This window comes from Plantactinospora sp. ZYX-F-223, from assembly GCF_039649625.1.
In the GTDB taxonomy this organism is placed as follows: Bacteria; Actinomycetota; Actinomycetes; order Mycobacteriales; family Micromonosporaceae; genus Plantactinospora.
Genome location: NZ_JBDJAV010000045.1, coordinates 20,855 through 41,280, shown reverse-complemented (window position 1 = coordinate 41,280; position 20,426 = coordinate 20,855). Strand labels below are relative to the sequence as shown.

The window sequence follows — 20,426 nt, the reverse complement described above, 5'->3', positions numbered from 1 at the left end:
ACACTGAGGATCCCTGTCATGGCACAGCAGCAGCGACCGGCGGAACGCCGGTACGCGTTCGTCGGTACCGGCTCCCGGGCCCGGATGTACCTCGGCGCGTTGCTCGACACGCACGCCGATGTCGGCTATCCGGTGGCGTTCTGCGACACCAACGACGTCCGAATGGCCTACCACGACCGCATCGTGCAACAGGCCCGGCCGGAGCTGCGGGTGCCGCACTACGCGCCGGGTGACTTCGACGCCCTGCTGGCCCGGGAGCGGCCCGACGTGGTGATTGTGACCTCGCCGGACGCCACCCACGCAGGGTACGTCAGCGCGGCACTACGACAGGGCGCGGACGTGGTCGTAGAAAAGCCTATGACCACCGACGTGGCCGGGCTGCAACAGATCGGCGACGCGCTGGCCGCCGGCGCCGGTGAGTTGACCGTCACGTTCAACTACCGGTACTCACCGCGCAACAGCCTCGTGCGCCAGCTCATCGCCGGCGATGCGATCGGAGAGGTGACCTCGGTAACGTTCGAGTGGTGCCTCGACACCGTGCACGGCGCCGACTACTTCCGCCGGTGGCACCGGGACAAGGCCACCTCCGGCGGCCTGCTGGTACACAAGGCAAGCCACCATTTCGACCTGGTCAACTGGTGGCTGGACGACAAGCCGTCAGTGGTCTTCGCCCTCGGCGGGCTACGGTTCTACGGCGCGGACAACGCCCGCCGCCGCGGACTGGCGCCGCGCCCGGACCGATCCCGGGACGCCACCGCGCCGGGGGACCCGTTCGGCTTCGACATCACCGCTGACGACCTGCTGCGCCAGATGTACCGCGACGGCGAACACCTGGACGGTTACATCCGCGATCGGCACGTGTTCTCTGACGGCATCACCATCGAGGACAACCTCAACGTCGTGGTCGGTTACCACTGCGGTGCGTCGATGTCCTACACCCTGCACGCGCACAGCCCGTGGGAGGGCTATCGGGTCGCGATCAACGGCACCGCGGGGCGGATCGAGCTGGACGTCGTCGAACGCGGTCATGTTTCGGCACCCACAAACGGTGCGACGGCCGGCGGGGTCGTGGTCGACCCCAGCGCCGTCGAGATCCACCGCGCCGATCCGGCGCCGATCCGTCCACGCGGCACACGGCTGCTCTTGCAACGGCACTGGGAGACCGCGCAACAGGTGCCGATTCCCGCCGGTACCGGCGGCCACGGCGGTGGTGACGGGATGCTGCTCGACGACGTGTTCCGCGGGCCCACCGACGACCCGCTGCACCGGCGGGCCGGATTCGTCGACGGCGCCGCCAGCGTCCTGGTCGGCGTCGCCGGCAACGAGTCGCTGCGCACCGGACGCGCGGTGCGCCTCGGCGAGTTGGGATTGCCGCTGATCCCCTCGGCGCCCGCCACCGCGGACGGCAGAGCATGACCTCCTACACCGACATCGACCTGGCGGCGGCGGTCGAACCGCCCTGGGTGGCCGATAACGGTGACGGGACCTACCGCAACCCGGTACTGCACGCCGACTGGTCCGACCCCGACGCCATCCGCGTGGGCGACGACTTCTACCTCGTCGCCTCCAGCTTCCACCGCGTACCGGGCCTGCCGATCCTACACAGCCGCGACCTCGTCAACTGGACGATCATCGGCCACGCCCTGCACCGCCTCGAACCGGCTGAGGCGTTCAGTACCCCCCAGCACGGCTGCGGGGTCTGGGCACCCGCAATCCGGCACCACAACGGCCTGTTCTGGATCTTCTACCCCGACCCGGACCGCGGCATCTTCGTCATCACCGCCACCGACCCCGCCGGCCCCTGGACCAGGCCCCACCTGCTCAAGGCCGGCCGCGGTCTGATCGACCCCTGCCCGCTGTGGGACGTCGACGGCTCGGCCTACTTGCTGCACGCGTGGGCCAAGAGCCGGGCCGGCTTCAACAACAAACTCACCTGCCACCGGATGAATCCCGGCGCGACCCCCCTGCTCGACGGCGGGCGGCACATCATCGATGGCGACGCGCTGCCCGGCTACCGCACCTTGGAGGGTCCCAAGCTCTACCGCCACGACGGCTGGTACTGGATCTTCGCCCCGGCCGGCGGCGTCGCCACCGGCTGGCAGTCAGCCTTCCGATCCCGCCACATCTACGGCCCCTACGAGGACCGCATCGTCCTAGTCCAGGGCGATACCCCGATCAACGGACCGCACCAGGGCGCCTGGGTGACCACCGCGAGCGGACAGGACTGGTTCCTACACTTCCAGGACAAGGGCGCGTACGGCCGGGTCGTACACCTGCAACCCATGCGATGGGACGCGGACGGATGGCCCGCCATCGGGACACCCGCCGGCGGCGGTCCCGGCCAACCCGTCCTATCCCACGCCAAGCCGGCGACTGCGGCCCTGCCACCCACGGCACCTGCCGCCAGTGACAACTTCACCGGACCGACCCTGGGACGCCAGTGGGCGTGGGCGGCCAACCCACAGCCCGGGTGGTGGCGCCTTCAGCCGGGAGGGGGACTGTGGCTGGCCTGCGTGCCCACTGACGCCGCCGGTGACCTCCGCCGACTGCCGAACGTCCTCGGCCAGCGGCTGCCCGCCGACCGGTTCCGCGCCACCACCACCCTGCGCCTAGCTGGCGCCACGATCGGTGCGCGAGCCGGGCTGACCATCCTGGGCAACACCTACGCCTGGATCGGCCTGGAACGCACGCGGCACGGCATCGCGTTGGTTCACCGGACGGCAGCCGAGGACGAACCCGAGCGAGACGCGGCGCTCGCAGTACCGGTCCCCACGCTCGCCGACGGCACCTGCGCGCCGGTCGCGGTCGGCGTCGAGGTCGGCCAGGACGGGCATTGCCAATTCCTCGCCGCCACCCAGTTCGCGCCACCACGCCCAATCGGCCCGCTATTCACCGCGACGGAAGGGCGGTGGATCGGCGCCACCCTCGGGCTGTTCGCGACCGCACCGCAGGGCACGGGCACCGGCGGCGCCGCGGACGTGACTGCGCTCCACGTGACCGCCCCGCCAGCTGGCCGTCCCGAACATCACCCACCGGCCCGGTAGCCATGCGCCCAACCTCCACCAGCCACCAGTCCGCCCGGGAGGCAACCGATGCATGACCAGGCCACACTCTCTGACACGATCACCATGACCTTGGGTGGCCACCCAGTCGCCGATTACGTGTGGCATCCCCGCCTACCCATGGCCATGTCCCCGCGACCCTTCCTACACCCCGTGCGCACCCTCGCCGGCACCGAGGTCACCGAGTCGATGCCCGCCGACCACCTGCACCACCTCGGCGTCAGCGTCGCCGTCGCCGATGTCAGTGGCGCCAACTTCTGGGGCGGACGCACCTTCGTACCCAGCCGTGGACCGGTCCAGCTCCCTAACCACGGCACCCAGCAGCATCACCAGTGGAACACCTGCACCCCCACCACCATCCACCAGGAGCTGCGCTGGATCGGACCCGACGGCACCGACCTGGTACGCGAACGACGCCGCATCGCCGCCCTACCGGTACACGACGACGCATGGGTACTTGACTTCGGCTTCGCACTGACCAACGTGACCAGCGAGCCGCTCGCGTTCGCCAGCCCCGCCACCAACGGCCGCCCCGGCGCCGGATACGGCGGCTTCTTCTGGCGGGCCCGCCACGGCGGCCGGCAAATTCGCGTGCTCGGCCCGGACCGGACGGGCGAACGGCGCCTGCACGGCCAGCGGACCGCATGGCTGGCCCTGACCGGCGGCAGCACCGACCCCTGGACGTTGATTTTCGTCCCTGGGCAACCGCACCCGATCGACCCGTGGTTCGTACGTAGCCGGGACTACGCCGGCGTCGGCTCGGCGCTGGCCTGGTCCCAGCCTCTGCTGGTCAGCCCAGGCGAATGTGTGCGCCGCCGGATCCTGACCGTGGTGGCCGACGGCAGGTTACGCTCCCGAGAAGTCGCCGAGATCACCGACACGGTCGCGGCGATCACGGCCGACGCGGACTAGCTACCATGACCGCCAGCCGTCGAGCTGACCCAGAAATCGCAGCCGTACAGTCCGGACGCGGGATGCGGCGGCGAACGGACCGCGGCGGCCAGGCGATGAGAGGCGGCGAGGTAGCGATGGCAGGTCCCGGCGTACCACACTCGGCGCTCACCGATCAGCCACACGGCACCGCCGTCCTGCGCGTCCAGGGCCGCGACGTCGCCAGCTACGTGTGGAAGCCCGACCTGCCCCTGGCCATGTCACCGCGCCCCTACCTGCACCCCGTGCGGACGCTGGCCGGCATCACAGTCACCGACGCCGCACCCGACTCGCACCGCCACCAGTTCGGCATAAGCATCGCCGCCCCCGACGTCGCCGGACACAACTTCTGGGGTGGACGCACGTTCGTCGCCGGCCACGGCCCCGCCTGGCTGGACAACCACGGCATCCAACACCATCTGCGGTGGCTACGCCACACCACCGACGAACTCGCCCACACCCTGGGGTGGACGGACGCGCACCACACCACGCTGCTGCACGAACGCCGGTCAATCACCTGCCGCCCGGTCGATCAGACCGCCTGGGCGCTGAGCATCCATACCCAGCTCACCAACGTCACCGGCGGGCCGCTGCCCATCCGCAGCCCGATCGTGCACGGCCGCGTCGGCGCCGGCTACGGCGGCTTCTTCTGGCGCGGCCCCGCAGTTGACACCGCCCACATCCTCAGCCCGGCCGGCACTGATGTTCGATCCGTCCACGGCAGCACCGCTGCCTGGGTCGCGGTCACCAGCATGAGCGACGGCAGCCCGTGGACCATGCTGTTCGTACATCCGGACGAGACTACCGCCCAGGACCGCTGGTTCGTCCGCGCCCGCGACTACCTCGGCGTCTGCTCCTCGATAACCTGGGACCGACCGCTGGTCCTCGCCCCGGGAGAAATAACCATCAGACGCCTCATCACCGTCATCGTTGATGGCAGCCTGTCGTTCGCGACGGCCGCTGAGCTTGCCACCGTTGTTCGGCAGGCGACATGATCCCACCCATCCGACCCAGCAGCCCTCAGCGGCGTGAAGAACCGGCCCGGCAGGAAAGCCTGCGCTCCCTCAACCTCGGGTTGGTCTTCCGGCAAATCCTCGCTTCGGCACACCCGATTTCCCGCACCGAGCTCGCCACGGTCACCGGCCTGACCCGGCCAACCATAACCCGAATCGTCGAGGAACTGCTTGCCGGGCAGCTGGTGGCCGAGGCCGGCTATACCCACGACGGACGTGCCGGCCGCCCACGCGTAGGACTCACGGTATCTGACAAAGGACCTGCCGGACTCGGGCTCGACATCCGCGCCGACGGCCTCGCCGCCTGCATCGTCGACCTCACCGGCACCCTTCGCCACCTGGCCTTCACCCCGTCCACCTACGTCGACCCGGCCGCGCCCGCCGTCTTGGCCGACCTGGCCCGTATGGCCGACGCCGCTATCGAGGCCATCGCAGCCGAAGATCTCACCGTCGTGACCGCCACGCTCGCCGTTCCAGGCCCGGTCGATGCCGGCCTGGTCAGATCCGCGCCCGTACTGGGATGGCGGAACGTGGATGCCGGGGCCCTCATGCGCGACGCGACCGGACACCTTGACCTGCCCATCACCGTCGACAACGAAGCCAACCTTGCTGCTCTCGGCGAACTCTACGCCAGCCACAACACGCTCAACAGCTTCGTCTACGTCTCCGGAGGGCTCGGTATCGGCGCCGGCCTCGTCTTCGACGGGCAACTCATGCGCGGCACGCGCGGCTGGAGCGGCGAACTCGGACACGTCACCGTCTACCCCGACGGCAAATCGTGCCCGTGCGGGTCCCGCGGCTGCCTGCAGGCCTACGCCAGCCTCGAAGCCATCCTCGGCGACGAGTCCGCAGCCGGCACCACCCCCGAAAACGCCATCACCACCCGCGCTGAGAGCGGCCAACCCGACACTCTCGCCGCGCTCGACACCGCCGGCACTGCCCTGGGCATCGCTCTGTCCGACATGCTCAACATCCTCGACATCGACACCGTTCTGCTCGGTGGCAGCTTCGCCCTGCTGGCGTCCTGGCTCATTGACAACGCCAAGAACGAGATCAGCCGACGCGTTCTCACCACCGACTGGGCCCCTGTCAGCGTCCGACCCGCGCTCCTCGGCCCCGACGCCGCCGTCATCGGCGCCGCACTGACATCGATCGACCAGATCCGCCAACACCCCGCCGCCTGGCTGCTCCACCAACCAACACCGTCGCCGACCTGACCGCCGATGTGCGCGATGGGACTGCGTAGATTTCCGTGTTTGACCTGGGTGTGGTCCGTTGGACAGGACGTCGATCCTGTCCGGGAAGGACCACGTCATGGCAGACAAGAAAGCGACTGCTGCTCAACTTCGGCAGTCGACACCGGCGGAGCGGGAGTTCGCCTAGCAACTCGTGGAGCGGGCCAAGGCCGACGGGGTATCACTCGTCGGGCCGGGTGGCTCCTCGCGGGGATTACCCGCACCGTCCTGGAATCGGCGCTCGACGCGGAGTTGGATGCCCACCTGGACGAGGCCGGTGCCGACGAGCAGACCGGTCGGCGGGCCAACATCCGTAACGGGCACGGGGCAAAGACGGTGCAGACCGAGGTCGGGCCGGTCCGGATCCAGGTCCCTCGGGCCCGGGTCGGGTCGTTCACGCCGCGGATCGTGCCCAAGCACGTCCGTCGTCTCGACGGGTTCAACGAGGCGATCCTGTCCCTGTAGGCGAAGGGCCTGACGACGGGGGAAATCGCTGGGCACCTGAGCGAGGTGCACGACGCGGACGTGTCCCGCAAGCTGATCAGCAAGGTCACCGACAGCGTCCTGGCCGAGATGGGAGCCTGGCGGCAACGCCCCCTCGACCGGGTCTACCCGGTGGTGTTCATCGACGCACTGGTGATGAAGATTCGGCAGGGACAGGTCGCGAACCGGCCCGTCTACGTCGTGGTGGGGATCAGCCTCGACGGGGAACGTGACGTGCTCACGACGAGCTTACGACCACGATGAGCTACACACTCACCTCCAGGTCCGCTGGGCGCACGAATGATCGAGGCTAGCCCATCCGATCGCCCAGCTCCAGTTTAAGATCGGTGATCTGACGCATCTGGTCGTCCATCATCTGCTTCACGGCTTCGCGGACGGCTTGGGTGAAGCCGCTTTCCGACAGCCGATGCGGGGCCCCCTCCTGAATACGCACCGTCCACTGCTGCATGCCGGGCACCGAGATCGAAAACCTGCCGTCGCTGGACTCGCCCCGGGCGGTGATGGCATCCCGGCGCTCCAGGAACTCGACCTGGGCCTCGTCCGTCGGACAGCTCACTCATGGCGGCCTTCAGATCTTCGATCATCGTGGTGAACGCGCCACTGTCCGGATCGGGTAGCTGTGCGAACGGCTCGAACAGGCTCGGGATCTGGCTCCAACTCGCCATCTCTGCCTTCTGGATCGGATCCAGTGTGGTGCCGCCACCGTTCTCGCCTGGCTTTACCTTTTGGGACCATTAAACACATTTCTGCCAAATTCGGTACGCCTTGTTGCGCAGCTCGACCCTCGTAGCTCATCTGCGTGGCTCCTACAGCGGAAGTTCGATGTTGGGGATGTCGCGCCGCTTGCCGTTGCCGTCCGTCATGTAGTCGGTGCGCATCAGGTCCTGCAAGGCCCCGCGTGCCTCCGCGTCAGAGCGGGCGTACTCCTGGGCGGCCAGCCGCAGGGCATCGGCGGTGAGCCAACGCTTTCCTCGGCTTCCCGCACCTAGCTGGTGGGCGATTCTGGGTTTGAACGTCGATGAACACCACCGGATAGCCGGTCGTCTCGTCGACACCGCTCTCGTCGAGGTGAGGATCCAGCTCGGCGCCCAGGGCTGGTTCAAGGACGGTGCGGGCGATCCCGGCCAGAGGCCACCCGACCCGACCAGGGACACCCCGTCGGCCTTGGCGGGCCCGCTCCACCAACTGCTGAGCGAACTCCACGTCCGCCGCCGTAGACTGCGGAAGTTGAACCGCCTTCTTCTCTTCTGCCATGACGTGGTCCTTCCCGGGCAGGATCAACGGCCCACCAGGCGGTCCTCGGAAAACATCGCTGCTTCGATGTCCGGCTTGAGGGTAGGCCAGTCGAGTCCATAGATGTCGTGCCGGTCGTGCCCCTGGCCGAAGTGCATGTGTCGATGAAGGTCACTCCATCGCCCGCGGCGGGAGGCGGTACCACCCATCAATCATTCGATCTCCGCGATGGCGGTGTCCAACTGGGTCACCCGGGCATCTTCCAGGTGCTCCAATGAGTCACGTGGGACGTCCGCCAGCAACTGTGGCAGGAGGGTATCGACCTTCGTTACCAGCTCCTGCATCCGGTCGCGGACGGCGCGCCGGCGGGCTCGGTTCAGCCGATGCCGGTACTCCGCCAGCGCCTTGCCGGGAGCGTTCGACGCTTCCATGACGGCAAAGGGCGGCTCGCCAATTTCGGCGTACTCGAGGTACATTCCGATTGCGTGCATGTCTGGCAACCGCTCGGTGACCGTCCGGTCGTCGATCTTGGGCAAGCCGCGTCTCCTACTCCGAGGCCCACACCTTCTGGTGATCGACGAGCCGGCAGCCTCGAAGTCAGGGTGACCGTCGGCCCGGTGGAGGACGGGACACGCCTCATCCTTGCTCCCGCGTCACGCGCCTTGCCTAGGACCGGCGCCCGACCTTCTCAACGAACCGGCGACCCAATCCCATCCCCACACTCGCCTGACTCCGTCGGCCGAAGTGGTCATCGCCCGATGCTACGTCCGACCAGCGCGGCTCGTTGGATGTGACGGAGGAACCCCCACCCCACGGTTTGCGGCCCCGAGGCGGAGGTCTCCCGCTCTGGTGTGGGCTCACCGACCGGTCGGTCAGGTGGGTCCACACTCGTTTCCGGACACGATAGCGGCAACTAGCGTCGCGATCGCGGCAAGCGCCCTGAGCGCCAGGACGGTCACCTCGCCTGCCTTCCTCCACCTGTCGGTCTTGGTTGGCCCTGGTGGTGCGTGGTGTGGCGCACCCATACGGCACGGTCTCCCTCCAGGGAGGACGTTCGCCTCCCTCGCGAGATTGGAGGCGGGCGTCCCGTCCCATGAGGTTGACCTCGGGTTGCCCTCTGCCTATCTAACGAGTTCCGCGAAATGGGGTATTTGTTCGCCGTGACGACCCTGAATGACTAGGTCAGGCAGCCCGCACAACCGTCGCCCCAGCCCAGATGTGCGTCACGCCCCCCACCCGCACTGGCATCCCGCACTGGCAGCCCTGGTCGATGCACCGACAGCCGTCCGGGCAAATGGTCACCGCGCCGGACGGGCCCGTCGGGCGTGACCGGAGGGGGCGGATCCCGCACGCGGGGCACTCGGTCCCGGCGAGCAACTCCTCCGGCGGCTCCTGGCCGAGGCTGGTCCGGATCTCGGCGGCGAGTCCCGTGCACCAGCCGGTGAGGCGGGCGGCGCCGGGGGTGAGGCGGGCGGCGCCGGCCGTGCTGGTGCGGGGACGAGCTGGCGGACCTGCTCCAGCGTCAAGATCCGGAACCGGACGAGCGGACGGGACGGCGTCGACCGGATTCCCGAGGGTGACCGGTCGAACGCTGGCTCGGCTGCGAATGAACACCTGCGGCCGGGGTAGCCCGGGGGCAAGGAGGTGAGCGCGTGTATCAGGCGGACGGGCCGGCCGAGCCGGTTGACCGGACGGCCTCACCCGGTGATCGACTCGTCCGGGACATCCGGGAGTTGGCCGTCCAGGAGGCGGCACGGTTCCGGGGTGACCTGGCGGAATCGCTGCGCCGGGCTGGGGTGGGCACCGCGCTGCTGGCCGGAGCGGGCATCGCCGTCGTGCTGGGTCTCGGATCGGCGTCCGCAGCCGCGCTGTCGCTGCTGGAGTCGGATCGGACACCACGGCGGGCAGCGGTGCTGCTGGCCGCCGGATATCTGGGCACCGGTGTGCTCCTCACCGTCGTCGGGCTCACCCGGCTGAGCGCGGCCGGTGGCCGGACAAGCCGCCTCACCGCCGAGCTGCGCAACCTACTGACGGCGGTACGGGCCGCCCGCCGGTAGCGCCTGTCTATGGATCTCGGTGGTTCAGCCGTTACCGAGCAGTCGGCGGATCTCGGCTGCGGCCGGATGGTCCGGCGCCCGGCTGAGGAAGCGGCGCAGCGTGGCGCTCGCGCTGCCCGGGTCGGTCACGCGTTGGGCCAGTCCCAGGATCAGCAGACCGTCCGGACTGTCGGGGCGGTGGGCCAGCACCTCGCCGGCCAGGCGTGCGGCCTCGCCGGGCTGTTCGAGTCGGATCAGCGTGAAGGCCAGCCGCAACCGGATCTCGTCGGCTGGTCGCTGGTCCAGCACGGTCCGATAGACCTCGGCCGCCGTCGCGTAGTGCCCCTGTGTCTCCAACGACCGGGCCAGCGTCAACTGGTCGGCTACGGGGTCGGCGGCACCGGGGCTCGGCGGGGCCGGACGGGGCGCCGCCAGGGCGACGGCGCCGACCAGGGCGAGGACCAGGGCGGCGGCGCCGAGGTTCCAGCGCCGGTCACCGGCGACCGTGGCGACGCCCTGCCGGAACCGATGGCCGCCACGAGCGCGACCGGGCGGATTCCGCCGGTCGGTGGCGGTCGTACCAGCGTGTCCACGCTGACGGGCGGTCCGAACGGCCGGTACCAGGCCCAGCGCCAAGCCCAGTACCGGCAACGCCCACAACAGCAGCCCCCAGCCCCGTACCGGCGGCGCAGCCAGTACCTCCGGCCCGTAGCGGTCGACCAGATAGGACCTGATTTCGTCCGGATCGCGGCCCTGGCGGAGTTGGGTGCCGATCACCTCGCGCATCGCGGCGGCGATCGGCGAACGCGAGTCCGCCACCGACTCGCCCTGACAGGCCGGGCAGCGCAGTTCGGCGGCGAGTCGCCGGGCCGGATCACCGTCGCCCCCCGTTGGTGTCACGGAGCGCCAGACGCCGAGCAGTGCGGCGACGACCAGAAAGGTCAGGCCGGCTGTGACGGCGAGCCGACGGAGGTTCATGATTCCAGCAACGGCGTCAGCCGCTCGTCGAGCCACCGAGCGGTGACCGGCCCGATCATCCGGTCGGCGATCCGTCCGGCGCGGTCCAGCAGGAACGTCTCCGGTACCCCGCGTACCCCCCAGTCCACCGCCGTGGTGCCGGCCGGGTCGGGCAGCACGGGCAGGTCCCGGGCACCTGTCCGGTCGAGCAGCGCGCGGACGGCCACCTCGCTGTCCCGGACGGCTAGTCCGACCATCCGCAGGTCCCGCCCGGACCACCGGCGTTCTGCGTCGACCAGCAGCGGCAGTTCGTGCTGGCACGGGCCGCACCAGGACGCGAAGATGTTGACCAGCACCACCTGTCCCCGCAGCCCGGCGAGGTCGAACGGGGCGCCGGCCAGGGTCCGTCCGGCGAGTGCCGGTGCCGTCGTACCCGGGGTGCCCGGCGCGGCGGCCGGGCCACCGCCACGGGTGGCGGCCAACCCGACCGCCCCGAGCATCGTCACCAGGCCGAGCACCAACGTCAGGGTCAGCCTCCGCCGTCCGGGGCGAAAGAGCGGGAACGCCGGTCGTCGCCGGCGAACGAATGCGATCACGACGCATTCCCCGGACCGTCCGGTACCGCCGCGCTGGAGCGGCTGACCGGCGCCGGCGGCCCCGACCGGTCGCTGCGGGCACGTCTTCCGGTGACGGATCGGCGGCGCCCGAACGGCCGGGCCAGGGCGAGCAGCCCGCCGAGTGCGCACAGCGATCCGCCGGCCCAGATCAGCGCGACCATCGGGTTGACCGCCAGCCGGACGGTGGCGGACCGGCCGTCGGTCGAGACGGCCAGCAGGGTGGTGTAGGTGTCCCGCAGCGGTCCCGACCGTACGGCGGGAAGACTCACCGTGGTGTCGTGGTGCGGGTGGTACGTCAGCTCCGGTACCAGCGTCCCGTCGGGGCGGCCCGGCGGTCCGAGCGTCAGCCGGGCCCGGACCGTCATGCCGGCGTCGGTACGGGCCCGATCAACCGCGGTCAGCCGTACCGTCGCACCCGGCACCCGCAGCGCCTCACCGACCGCCAGTTGCCGTTCCGTGGCGACGGTGTAGGCGGAGGAAGCGGCGACACCGACGGCGACAAGCGCGACTCCGAGATGGGCCGTCGTCCCGCCGACCCTCCCCCACCGGATGCTCCGGCGTCTGTCGTCGGGTGACCGGCGGCACAGTTCGGCCACGGTGGCGGCCAGCGAGAAGCCGGCACAGCCGAAGGCGGCCAAGGCCGTCGGCCCGGGACGGCTCGACAGGCCGGTCACCGCGACGACGGCCAGTCCGACAGCGGCTGGACCGACGGCGCGACGGGCGGTCTCCCGGGGTGACGTGCCGCTCGACGGCAGCAGGGCGGCCAGCCCCATCAGGGCCAGTACGGCGATTGCCAGCGGCACCGCTGTGCGGTGGTAATAGACCGGACCGACCGCGACGGCGGTGCCGGAGACGGCTTCGGCGACCGCTGGCAGGACGGTGCCGACCAGCACCACGGCGGCGACGGTTGTCAGCAGGATCCGGTTGCCGACCAGGGCGGTGGCCCGGGACAGCGGCGGCGCCGCGGGCGACGTGACCTGGGGATCGGCACCGCCTCCGGACCCACCCCGCCAACCGACCAGGACCACGGTGCCGATCGCCACCAGAAGGAGGAACCCGAGAAGCAGGGGGCCGAGCGTCGACTCGGTGAAGGCATGCACGCTGGCCACCACCCCGGACCGGGTGAGGAACGTGCCGACCAGGACGAGCAGGAAGCTGGCGCAGGCCAGCGCGATCGACCAGCCGGCCCGGGACGCGCCGCGACGGGTGAACACCGTGTGCAGGAAAGCCGTGGCGGTCAACCAGGGCAGCAACGAGGCGTTCTCCACCGGGTCCCAGGCCCAGTAGCCGCCCCAGCCGAGGACCGCGTACGACCACCAGGCGCCAAGTGCGATTCCGGCGGTGAGCAGCGCCCAGGCGGCCAGGGCCCACCGCCGGGCCGCACTGATCCAGTGCCGTCCCGCATCCCCGACCAGCAGCCCGGCGAGGGCGTAGCCGAACGGCACCACGAGCCCGACGTAGCCGGCGTACAGCAGCGGTGGATGCAGCCCCATCGCCGGGTGCACGCGCAGCAGTGGGTTGGGCCCCGGCCCGTCGGCCGGCACGGGCTCGACCGGCTGGAAGGGGTTGGCGGCGAAGTACGACAGGGCGAAGAAGAAGACCGCGACGAGGCTGACGGCGGCCATCGCCCAGTGGTGCAGACGCCGGTCCCCGGCCGGCGCGGTCCGGGCGAGCAGGCCGGCGTAGCCAGCGAGGATCAGCAACCAGAGCAGCAGCGAACCGTCCAGCGCCGACCACAGACTGGTGACCGTGTAGTACAGCGGCACCTGACGGCCGCCGTTTTCGGCGACGAACCGGACGCTGAAGTCGGGCCGCAGCAACGCCCACTCCAGTGCGCCGCAGGCGACGGCGGCGGCCAGCAGACCGGCCCCGCTGGCGGTCCGGGCTGGTCGGAGCGGCGCGTCCGGCTTCAGCGCGAGGCGCAGCCAGAGCAGGGTCGCCGCGACCGAGGCGGCGAGGCCGGCGCCGAGTGCCCAGGTGCCGAGCTGACCGGTCACCGGGCCGTCCGGGACGGTGCCGGTGACGGTGGCCGGTAGTCGTTGCCGTGCTTGACGAGCACCTGCTCGGCGTAGAAGACACCGTCGGGCCCCAGGACGCCCTCCACCACGGCGTCCTGACCAGCGCGGAAGGTGTCCGGCGGCACACCGGTCTGCCGTACGGTGATCTCGTGGCCGTCCGCGGCGAGCCGGAACACGGTCTGGCCGCCGTCCTGCTCGACAGAGCCGGGTACGACGGCGCCGCCCAGCCGGGTCCGGGTGGTTTGGGCGCCCGGATCGCCGGCCAGTTCGGTCGGGGTTCGGTAGTAGCTGAGCGTGCCCTGGAGACCGGCGTGGACCAGCAGTGCGGTGCCGGCAAGGACCACCGCGGCCAGGGCGAGCCGAGGGCGGCCCGGTCGGCTCATCGCCGGGTCCCGGCTGGTGGTGAGGCGGGAGCAGGGTACGGCGCGGTGCCGGCGCGGGATGTCGGGGTTGTCCGGGGACGGAAACCGCTCCACCGGACCGCCCAGGCGGTGGCGGCAGCGGTCAGGACGAGCCCGGTGCACACCGCCGGCCAGCCGTTCACCGCGCCTCCAGAAGCTCCGGTGTCGCCGCCGGAGCCGGGCGGGCGACGGTGCGCTCAACGGCGTCCAGCCGGCGCAGGAAGATCCACATCGCGGTGGCGGTGAACGCAGCGACGCTCAGCAACAGCGCGGCCGCCATCAGCGGGTCGATCGGGGGACGCTGCGGGGCGAGGATCGTCGCGGGCTGGTGCAGGGACCGCCACCAGACGACGGAGAGGTGCACCAGCGGCACCAGCGCGAAGCCGGCCATTCCGACCAGCGCGGCGACCCGGGCGGCCCGGTGCGCGATCCGGATCTCACCGCCTCCGTCGGCCGGATCGAGGGCACGCCGCAGCGCCAGGTAACCGGCGTAGACGACGAGCAGCAGGGCGGTGCTGACCAGTCGCGGATCCCAGGCCCACCAGGCGCCCCAGACCGCCCGTCCCCAGAGCGCGCCCAGACTGATGGTCAGCCCGGTCAGCCCGACGCCGAGTTCCGCGGCGACCCGCGCGCACCGGTCCCAGCGCAGGTCGCGGGTGGCAAGGTAGCCGAGACTGGCGGCGAGGACCGAGGCGAACGCCAGGTAGGCGGTCCAGGCGGCCGGCACATGCAGGTACATCAGTCGCTGGGCGTCGCCCTGGAGCGCGTCGGGTGGTGCGATCAGCAGGCCGGTCGCGGTGGCGGCGGCGGCCAGGCCGGCAGCCAGCCAGCCCAGGCTCCGCCGGTCGCCGCCCGCACGCCGTCCGCTGGTCAGCGGCGTACGAAGAGCGGCGGCCTGGTCGTTCTCGGATCTCGGTCTAGGAAGGCCCACGGTGTTGATGATGCAGGAGTGAGAGGAGATTACCGGATTGAATCCGCAAACGAGCTAATAATCTCCTTTGTCTGGTTAGCCTGGTTCGACGGACCGGGCGAGCGAGAGGTGGTGACGCGGTGGTGAGCGGGCACCGGGCGGGCCACCGACGCCTCCGCCTCGTCCTACTCGCCGGCTCCGGGCTCGTGCTGCTGGCGTCCGGCTGCGCCGCCGGCGCGCCCTCCACACTGGATCCGGCCGGCGCGGGTGCCCGACGGGTGGAGGGCTTCTGGTGGCTGCTGTTCTGGATATCGGTCGCGGTGTTCGCCGAGGTCATGGCGCTGCTGGCCTGGGCACTGGTGTTCCGCCGCCGGCCGGACCGCCGGATCAACCACTCCGATCCGATCCGATTTGTCGTCGTCGCCGGCGCCGGCCTGCCCTTTGTGGTGCTGGTGGCGGTCTTCGGAGTCGGCCTGCGGGACCTGGCGGCGCTGGGTAAGCCGGACAGACCACCGGCGGCCACCATCGAGGTGACCGGGCACAAGTGGTGGTGGGAGGTGCGCTACCCGGGGGTTGACGGGGCGACCGCGAACGAGATCCACATCCCCGTGGGCGAACCGGTGCTGGTCCGGCTGCGCACCGTCGATGTCCTGCACAGCTTCTGGGTGCCGCAACTGATGCCGAAGACCGACCTCATCGCCGGCAAGGTACGGGAGACCTGGCTGCACGCCCAGCGGCCGGGCGAGTACCGAGGCCAGTGCGCCGAGTACTGCGGCCTGCAGCACGCACACATGGCGTTCCTGGTGGTGGCCCACCCCCGGGCCGACTTCGACGCCTGGCTGGGCCGGCTCGCCGCGCCGGCCCCGGTACCGGAGAGCGACGCCGAGCGCCGCGGCCAGCAGGCGTTCCTCCAGAATGCCTGCGTCGCCTGCCACACCGTCCGGGGTACCGCCGCCGACGGCACCGTCGGACCGGACCTTTCCACGATCGGCTCCCGGTGGAGCCTCGGCGCGGGCGCGGTGCCGAACGACGGCGGACACCTGGGCGGCTGGATCGCCAACTCCCAGACGATCAAGCCGGGCAACGCCATGCCGCCGCAGCCGGTCGACGCGGCGGCCCTGCCCGACCTCATCGCCTACCTGCAATCACTGCGGTAGGAGCCGGATGCCATGTCGTCCAGCACCGCACAACACGACGCCGCGACCCAGGCGCGCGAGTCGCTGGCCCGACACTGGGCGGAGCCGGCCACCCTGCGCGCCTGGTTCACCACCGTCGACCATAAGAGGATCGGGCGCCGGTATCTGGTCACCGCGGCGGTGTTCTTCGCGTTCGCCGGGATCAGCGCGCTCGCCATGCGGACCCAGCTGGCCGGACCGGAGGCGCAACTGCTGTCGCCAGGCGAGTACAACCAGCTGTTCAGCATGCACGGCACGGCGATGATCTTCCTGTTCTCGACGCCGATGCTGTTCGGGTTCGGCAACTTCCTGATGCCGCTGATGCTCGGCACCCGGGACATGGCCTTTCCCCGGCTGAACGCCTTCGGCTACTGGGTGTTTCTGTTCGCCGGGCTGTTCATGTGGGCCAGCGTGCCGGCCGGCGCCGCGCCGAACGGCGGCTGGTTCGCGTACGTGCCGCTGACCGACGAGCGGAACACCCCCGGCCTGCACCTGGACGTCTACACCCTCGGTCTGCTCTTCCTCGGCATCTCCACCACGGCCGGCGCGATCAATTTCATCGTCACCGCGCTGAAGCTGCGCGCTCCCGGAATGTCGCTGAACCGGGTGCCGATCTTCGTCTGGGCGATCGTCGCCACCTCCTTCATGGTCATCTTCGCGCTCCCGGTGCTGAACCTGGACAACGCCCTGCTCTTCCTCGACCGCCGCTTCGACACCCGCTTCTTCGAACCGGAGCGGGGCGGGAACGTCCTACTCTGGCAGCATCTGTTCTGGATCTTCGGCCATCCGGACGTCTACATCATCGTGATGCCCGCCCTCGGCATCGTCTCGGCGGTGCTGCCGGTCTTCTGCCGGCGCGGCATCGTCGGCTACCCGCTGATCGTGTTCTCGATCGTCGCCATCGCGATCATCTCGTTCGGTGTGTGGGTGCACCACATGTTCGCCACCGGCCTGCCGCAGCTCTCGTACGGCTTCTTCAGCGCCGCCAGCACCATCATCACCATCCCGTCCGGTCTACAGATCTTCGCCTGGCTGGCCACCATGCTGCTCGGTCGCATCGTGCTGAGCGTGCCGTTCCTGTTTGTCCTCGGCTTCCTGGTCACCTTTGTCATCGGCGGCTTCACCGGCGTGATGTTCGCGTTCACCGCCTTCGACCAGCAGACCACCGACAGCTACTTCGTGGTGGCGCACTTCCACTACGTCCTGTTCGGCGGGGCGGTCTTCCCCATCCTCGCCGGGATCTACTACTGGCTGCCCAAGATGACCGGCCGGATGTTCAGCGAGCCGCTCGGCCGGTGGGCGTTCTGGCTGGTCTTCGTCGGCATGAACCTCACCTTCTTCCCGATGCACCTGTCCGGGCTGCTCGGCATGCCCCGGCGGGTCTACACCTATCCCGGCGATCTCGGCTGGGACCCGTGGAACCTGGCCGCCACCATCGGGGCGTACCTGCTGGGGGTCGGGTTGCTGCTGGTGGCGCTCGGCGTGGTGCACGCGTTGCGCCGCGGCCGGCCGGCGCCGGACGACCCGTGGGACGGCGACAGCCTGGAGTGGACCACCAGCTCGCCGCCGCCGGGGTACAACTTCCCGGTCCTGCCCCGGGTCCACAGCCTGCATCCGGCCTGGGATCCGCGGACCGCCGAGTCGACCGGCGCGGGCGCGACCGAGGACCGGATCCTGGCCGACGGCCACCAGGCCGTGTTCACCAGTGAATTCGACGGCCACTACGAGCGGGCGGTGGAGATGCCGGAGCCGACGTTGCGACCGCTGGTGACCGCCGTCGGTCTGCTGGTCGTCTTCGCCGGTCTGCTCTTCGCCTGGTACTGGGTCGCCGCCGCCGGCGGTCTCCTCGCCGCCGGCACGCTGGCCGCCTGGCTCTGGCCGCCCCGGCGCACGCCGGAAGAGGCAGGGGTGCCGGCATGACCACCCGCAGCATGCGCCTGGCCCTCGGCCCGCACGGGCTCGCCACCGAGGAGCCGGTCGGCCGGTCGACCGCGTGGTGGGGGGTGATGCTCTTCATCACCACCGAGAGCACCCTCTTCGCCGCCCTGTTCGGCAGCTACTTCTACCTGCGCTTCCAGCACGGGGCGCCATGGCCGCCGGACGGGATCGCGGAGCCGGAACTGTTCCTGCCGCTGATCATGACCGGGGTGCTGGTGCCCAGCAGCCTGCCGTTGCTCTGGGCCGAGGCCGGCATCCGACGGGGTCGCCGCTGGCAGCTGCGGGCCGGTCTGCTCGCCACCCTGGTCATGGGTGGCACGTTCCTCGGCCTGCAGGGTATGGAGTACTCCGAGATCCTGCGGGAGTACACCTTCACCAGCAACGCGTACGGGTCGTTGTTCTACACGATCACCACCTTCCACGGTGCGCACGTCACGATCGGCCTGCTCATGGTCGGCTGGCTGCTGATCGCGTCGATGCAGGGCAGTTTCGGCGCCTTACACGAACGAGTCCGGATCGTCGCCTACTACTGGCACTTCGTCGACGTGGTCTGGGTGGCGATTCTCTGCACTGTCTACCTCTCGCCGAGGCTGTGATGACCGAGCGACTGTCGCCCCGTACCGCCCTGTCCGGCGGGCTGCTGCTCTGGTTCGCCGTACTCGGCGGCGTGCTCTCCTGGACCGTGCACTCGTTGGCCGCCTGGAGCATCGACGAACTCACCTGCGAGGCCGGGCACGACGACCTGGCCGGGTTTCCGCTGACCGGCGCGATCGCCCTGACCGTGCTCGTCCCGGCGGCCGGTGCCGTGGCCGCGCTCGCCCTCTCGGTCCTCGCCTGGCGGCGCACCCGGGCCGACCTGCCGTCCGGCGGCGAGCGGTCGGTGGGCCGGGCGCACCTGCTCGCCTTCGTCGGACTCTGGCTCAACCTGCTGGCGCTGTCCATGATCGTACTCGGCGGCGTGGCCGCCCTGGTGCTGCCGCCATGCCAGCGGTGACCGGTTGGCCCGCCCCGGGCACGCCGCTGGCCCACGGCGGCGCGACGGAGCAGGCGTGGACGAATCTGGGGCTGGTCACCGTGCTCGCGCTGGTCAGCGCCGGGTACGGCCGGGGGCTGCACGAGCTGTGGAGCCGACGCGGCCCCGGCGCGGTCGTCGCCCGGTGGCGCGCCGGGGCCTTCGTCCTCGGCGTCGGTGCGCTGCTGACCGCCTCGACCGGGCCGATCCACGAGGTGGCCGAGCGCTCCTTCGCCGGACACATGGCGCAGCACATGGTGCTGCTGGTGGTGGCCGGCCCGGCGCTGGGCGCCGCGGCGGTCGGGCTGCCCCTGGCGCTGGCCGCGCCCCGGCGGCTGCGTCGGTACTGGGCCCGGTGGCGTGCCTCGACCGTCGGCACGTGGCTGCGCCGGCCCGGCGGCCTGGCCGTGCTGGCCGGTGTCCTGCACGGCGTCGTGCTCTGGGGCTGGCACCTGCCCACCCCCTACCGGCTGGCGACCGAGAACGGGTTTGTCCACCTGGTCGAGCACGCCTCGTTCGTCGTGGCGGCGGCGCTGCTCTGGTCGGTGGTGCTCGGCACCGGCCGACACCGGGTTGAAGCCCCGGTCGCCGTGTTGCTACTGGTTGCCACGATGCTGGTGGCCTCCGCCCTTGGTGCGGCCCTCACCCTCGCGCCGGTTGCCGTCTATCCGGTCGGCACCCTGGCGCCCGGAGGTGGGGATCCGCTCATCGACCAGCAGCTCGCCGGCCTGCTGATGTGGATTCCGATGGACGTGGTTGTGCTGGTGGCGGCGGCGATGGTGTTCCTGCGCTGGTTCACCGGCCTGGACCGGGTCTCGCCACGCACCACCGGACTGTCACCCGGTGACCGGTTCGACGGGGACGGGCCGGAGCCGGCCGGTCGGGGCGGAACGACCGACGGGCCGCCGGTGGGTCCGGCGGTCGGGAGGGAGACTCGATGAACCGGAACCTTCCGGGCTGGTCCCGGTCACCGTTGCTCGTGGTGCTCACTGCGCTGGCCGCCCTGGCCGCGTGCGCCCGGGTGCCGCCGCCACCGCCGCCGGAACTGCGTGAGGGACACCCCGACCGGGGGGCACGCCTCATCCAGCAGTACGGCTGCGGCGGTTGCCACGCCGTGCCCGGAGTGGATCGGGCGGACGGGCTGGTGGGGCCGCCGCTGGACCGGTTCGGCTCCCGGTCGTACATCGCCGGCGCGTTACCGAACAGCGCGGAGAACCTGATGCGGTGGATCCAGGACCCGCAGTCGGTGGAACCGGGTACCGCGATGCCCGATCTTGGGGTCACCGCGACCGATGCCCGAGACATCACCGCGTACCTCTTCACGCTGGAGTGAGGCGAGCACGGGTGAGTTGGCGAACGACAACAGCGCCGGGGCCCGTGGCGGG

20 protein-coding genes and 1 pseudogene are annotated in these 20,426 nt (G+C 70.7%); 13 read left to right on the top strand and 8 right to left on the bottom strand.

Annotated features, from left to right (window positions below; all coding sequences use genetic code 11):
• The first annotated feature begins 18 nt into the window (after positions 1-18).
• The 6 genes and pseudogenes from AAH979_RS33880 (at position 19) to AAH979_RS33855 (ending at position 6,987) form a co-directional block, all read left to right on the top strand.
• Positions 19-1,416: a Gfo/Idh/MocA family oxidoreductase gene (locus AAH979_RS33880; protein WP_346262206.1), complete on the top strand. Its 1,398-nt coding sequence runs from the start codon at positions 19-21 to the stop codon at positions 1,414-1,416.
• The gene (locus AAH979_RS33875; RefSeq protein WP_346262205.1) at positions 1,413-3,044 is read left to right on the top strand and encodes a glycoside hydrolase 43 family protein; all 1,632 of its coding nucleotides are present in this window, start codon (positions 1,413-1,415) and stop codon (positions 3,042-3,044) included. Before AAH979_RS33880 ends, AAH979_RS33875 begins: the two co-directional genes overlap by 4 nt.
• A gap of 48 nt (positions 3,045-3,092) precedes the next feature.
• Positions 3,093-3,974 carry a PmoA family protein gene (locus AAH979_RS33870; RefSeq protein WP_346262204.1) on the top strand — a complete coding sequence of 294 codons (882 nt, stop codon included), beginning with the start codon at positions 3,093-3,095 and terminating at the stop codon, positions 3,972-3,974.
• A gap of 116 nt (positions 3,975-4,090) precedes the next feature.
• The gene (locus AAH979_RS33865) at positions 4,091-4,987 is read left to right on the top strand and encodes a PmoA family protein (RefSeq protein ID WP_346262203.1); all 897 of its coding nucleotides are present in this window, start codon (positions 4,091-4,093) and stop codon (positions 4,985-4,987) included.
• Positions 4,984-6,222, top strand: coding sequence for an ROK family transcriptional regulator (locus tag AAH979_RS33860; RefSeq protein WP_346262202.1), 1,239 nt, complete (start codon positions 4,984-4,986; stop codon positions 6,220-6,222). The genes AAH979_RS33865 and AAH979_RS33860 overlap by 4 nt, the downstream gene beginning before the upstream one ends.
• Positions 6,223-6,228: 6 nt before the next feature.
• A pseudogene (locus AAH979_RS33855) lies at positions 6,229-6,987 on the top strand (transposase).
• A gap of 46 nt (positions 6,988-7,033) precedes the next feature.
• Here the strand turns inward: AAH979_RS33855 and AAH979_RS33850 are convergent.
• From AAH979_RS33850 to AAH979_RS33840, 3 genes are all read right to left on the bottom strand, one after another.
• The gene (locus AAH979_RS33850) at positions 7,034-7,300 is read right to left on the bottom strand and encodes a hypothetical protein (RefSeq protein WP_346262201.1); all 267 of its coding nucleotides are present in this window, start codon (positions 7,298-7,300) and stop codon (positions 7,034-7,036) included.
• A 250-nt stretch (positions 7,301-7,550) separates the two neighbouring features.
• A complete protein-coding gene (locus tag AAH979_RS33845; protein WP_346262200.1) occupies positions 7,551-7,799 on the bottom strand; it encodes a hypothetical protein in 249 nt (82 codons plus the stop codon).
• Positions 7,800-8,189: 390 nt separating this feature from the next.
• The gene (locus tag AAH979_RS33840; RefSeq protein WP_346262199.1) at positions 8,190-8,513 is read right to left on the bottom strand and encodes a hypothetical protein; all 324 of its coding nucleotides are present in this window, start codon (positions 8,511-8,513) and stop codon (positions 8,190-8,192) included.
• A gap of 1,116 nt (positions 8,514-9,629) precedes the next feature.
• Between AAH979_RS33840 and AAH979_RS33835 the strand changes: the two genes are divergently transcribed.
• Positions 9,630-10,034, top strand: a complete 405-nt coding sequence (locus AAH979_RS33835; RefSeq protein WP_346262198.1) for a phage holin family protein — start codon at positions 9,630-9,632, stop codon at positions 10,032-10,034.
• Positions 10,035-10,058: 24 nt separating this feature from the next.
• On the opposite strand, the gene AAH979_RS33830 is transcribed toward AAH979_RS33835, so the two are convergent.
• The 5 genes from AAH979_RS33830 to ccsA form a co-directional block, all read right to left on the bottom strand.
• Entirely contained in the window at positions 10,059-10,991 is a 933-nt protein-coding gene (locus AAH979_RS33830; RefSeq protein ID WP_346262197.1) for a cytochrome c-type biogenesis protein CcmH, read from the bottom strand.
• A complete protein-coding gene (locus tag AAH979_RS33825; protein WP_346262196.1) occupies positions 10,988-11,566 on the bottom strand; it encodes a TlpA disulfide reductase family protein in 579 nt (192 codons plus the stop codon). The genes AAH979_RS33830 and AAH979_RS33825 overlap by 4 nt, the downstream gene beginning before the upstream one ends.
• Complete coding sequence (locus AAH979_RS33820) at positions 11,563-13,584, bottom strand: cytochrome c-type biogenesis CcmF C-terminal domain-containing protein (RefSeq protein ID WP_346262195.1); 2,022 nt, start codon at positions 13,582-13,584, stop codon at positions 11,563-11,565. The genes AAH979_RS33825 and AAH979_RS33820 overlap by 4 nt, the downstream gene beginning before the upstream one ends.
• Complete coding sequence (locus tag AAH979_RS33815) at positions 13,581-14,081, bottom strand: cytochrome c maturation protein CcmE (protein WP_346262194.1); 501 nt, start codon at positions 14,079-14,081, stop codon at positions 13,581-13,583. Before AAH979_RS33815 ends, AAH979_RS33820 begins: the two co-directional genes overlap by 4 nt.
• Before the next feature lie 64 nt (positions 14,082-14,145).
• Positions 14,146-14,937 (bottom strand): cytochrome c biogenesis protein CcsA, encoded by a 792-nt coding sequence (gene ccsA, locus AAH979_RS33810; protein WP_346262193.1) that lies wholly within the window; start codon positions 14,935-14,937, stop codon positions 14,146-14,148.
• Positions 14,938-15,056: 119 nt separating this feature from the next.
• On the opposite strand from ccsA, the gene coxB reads away from it, so the two are divergent.
• Genes coxB through AAH979_RS33780 form a run of 6 tightly spaced genes read left to right on the top strand, consistent with a single transcriptional unit; the run spans position 15,057 to position 20,374 of the window.
• A complete protein-coding gene (gene coxB / locus AAH979_RS33805) occupies positions 15,057-16,073 on the top strand; it encodes a cytochrome c oxidase subunit II (RefSeq protein WP_346262192.1) in 1,017 nt (338 codons plus the stop codon).
• A 12-nt stretch (positions 16,074-16,085) separates the two neighbouring features.
• On the top strand, positions 16,086-18,011 hold the full coding sequence (gene ctaD, locus AAH979_RS33800) for a cytochrome c oxidase subunit I (protein WP_346262191.1): 1,926 nt from the start codon (positions 16,086-16,088) through the stop codon (positions 18,009-18,011).
• The gene (locus AAH979_RS33795) at positions 18,008-18,625 is read left to right on the top strand and encodes a heme-copper oxidase subunit III (RefSeq protein WP_346262190.1); all 618 of its coding nucleotides are present in this window, start codon (positions 18,008-18,010) and stop codon (positions 18,623-18,625) included. Before ctaD ends, AAH979_RS33795 begins: the two co-directional genes overlap by 4 nt.
• Entirely contained in the window at positions 18,625-19,023 is a 399-nt protein-coding gene (locus AAH979_RS33790; protein WP_346262189.1) for a hypothetical protein, read from the top strand. Before AAH979_RS33795 ends, AAH979_RS33790 begins: the two co-directional genes overlap by 1 nt.
• Positions 19,011-19,982 (top strand): cytochrome c oxidase assembly protein, encoded by a 972-nt coding sequence (locus AAH979_RS33785; RefSeq protein ID WP_346262188.1) that lies wholly within the window; start codon positions 19,011-19,013, stop codon positions 19,980-19,982. The genes AAH979_RS33790 and AAH979_RS33785 overlap by 13 nt, the downstream gene beginning before the upstream one ends.
• Positions 19,979-20,374, top strand: coding sequence for a c-type cytochrome (locus AAH979_RS33780; protein WP_346262187.1), 396 nt, complete (start codon positions 19,979-19,981; stop codon positions 20,372-20,374). Before AAH979_RS33785 ends, AAH979_RS33780 begins: the two co-directional genes overlap by 4 nt.
• Positions 20,375-20,426 lie beyond the last annotated feature (52 nt).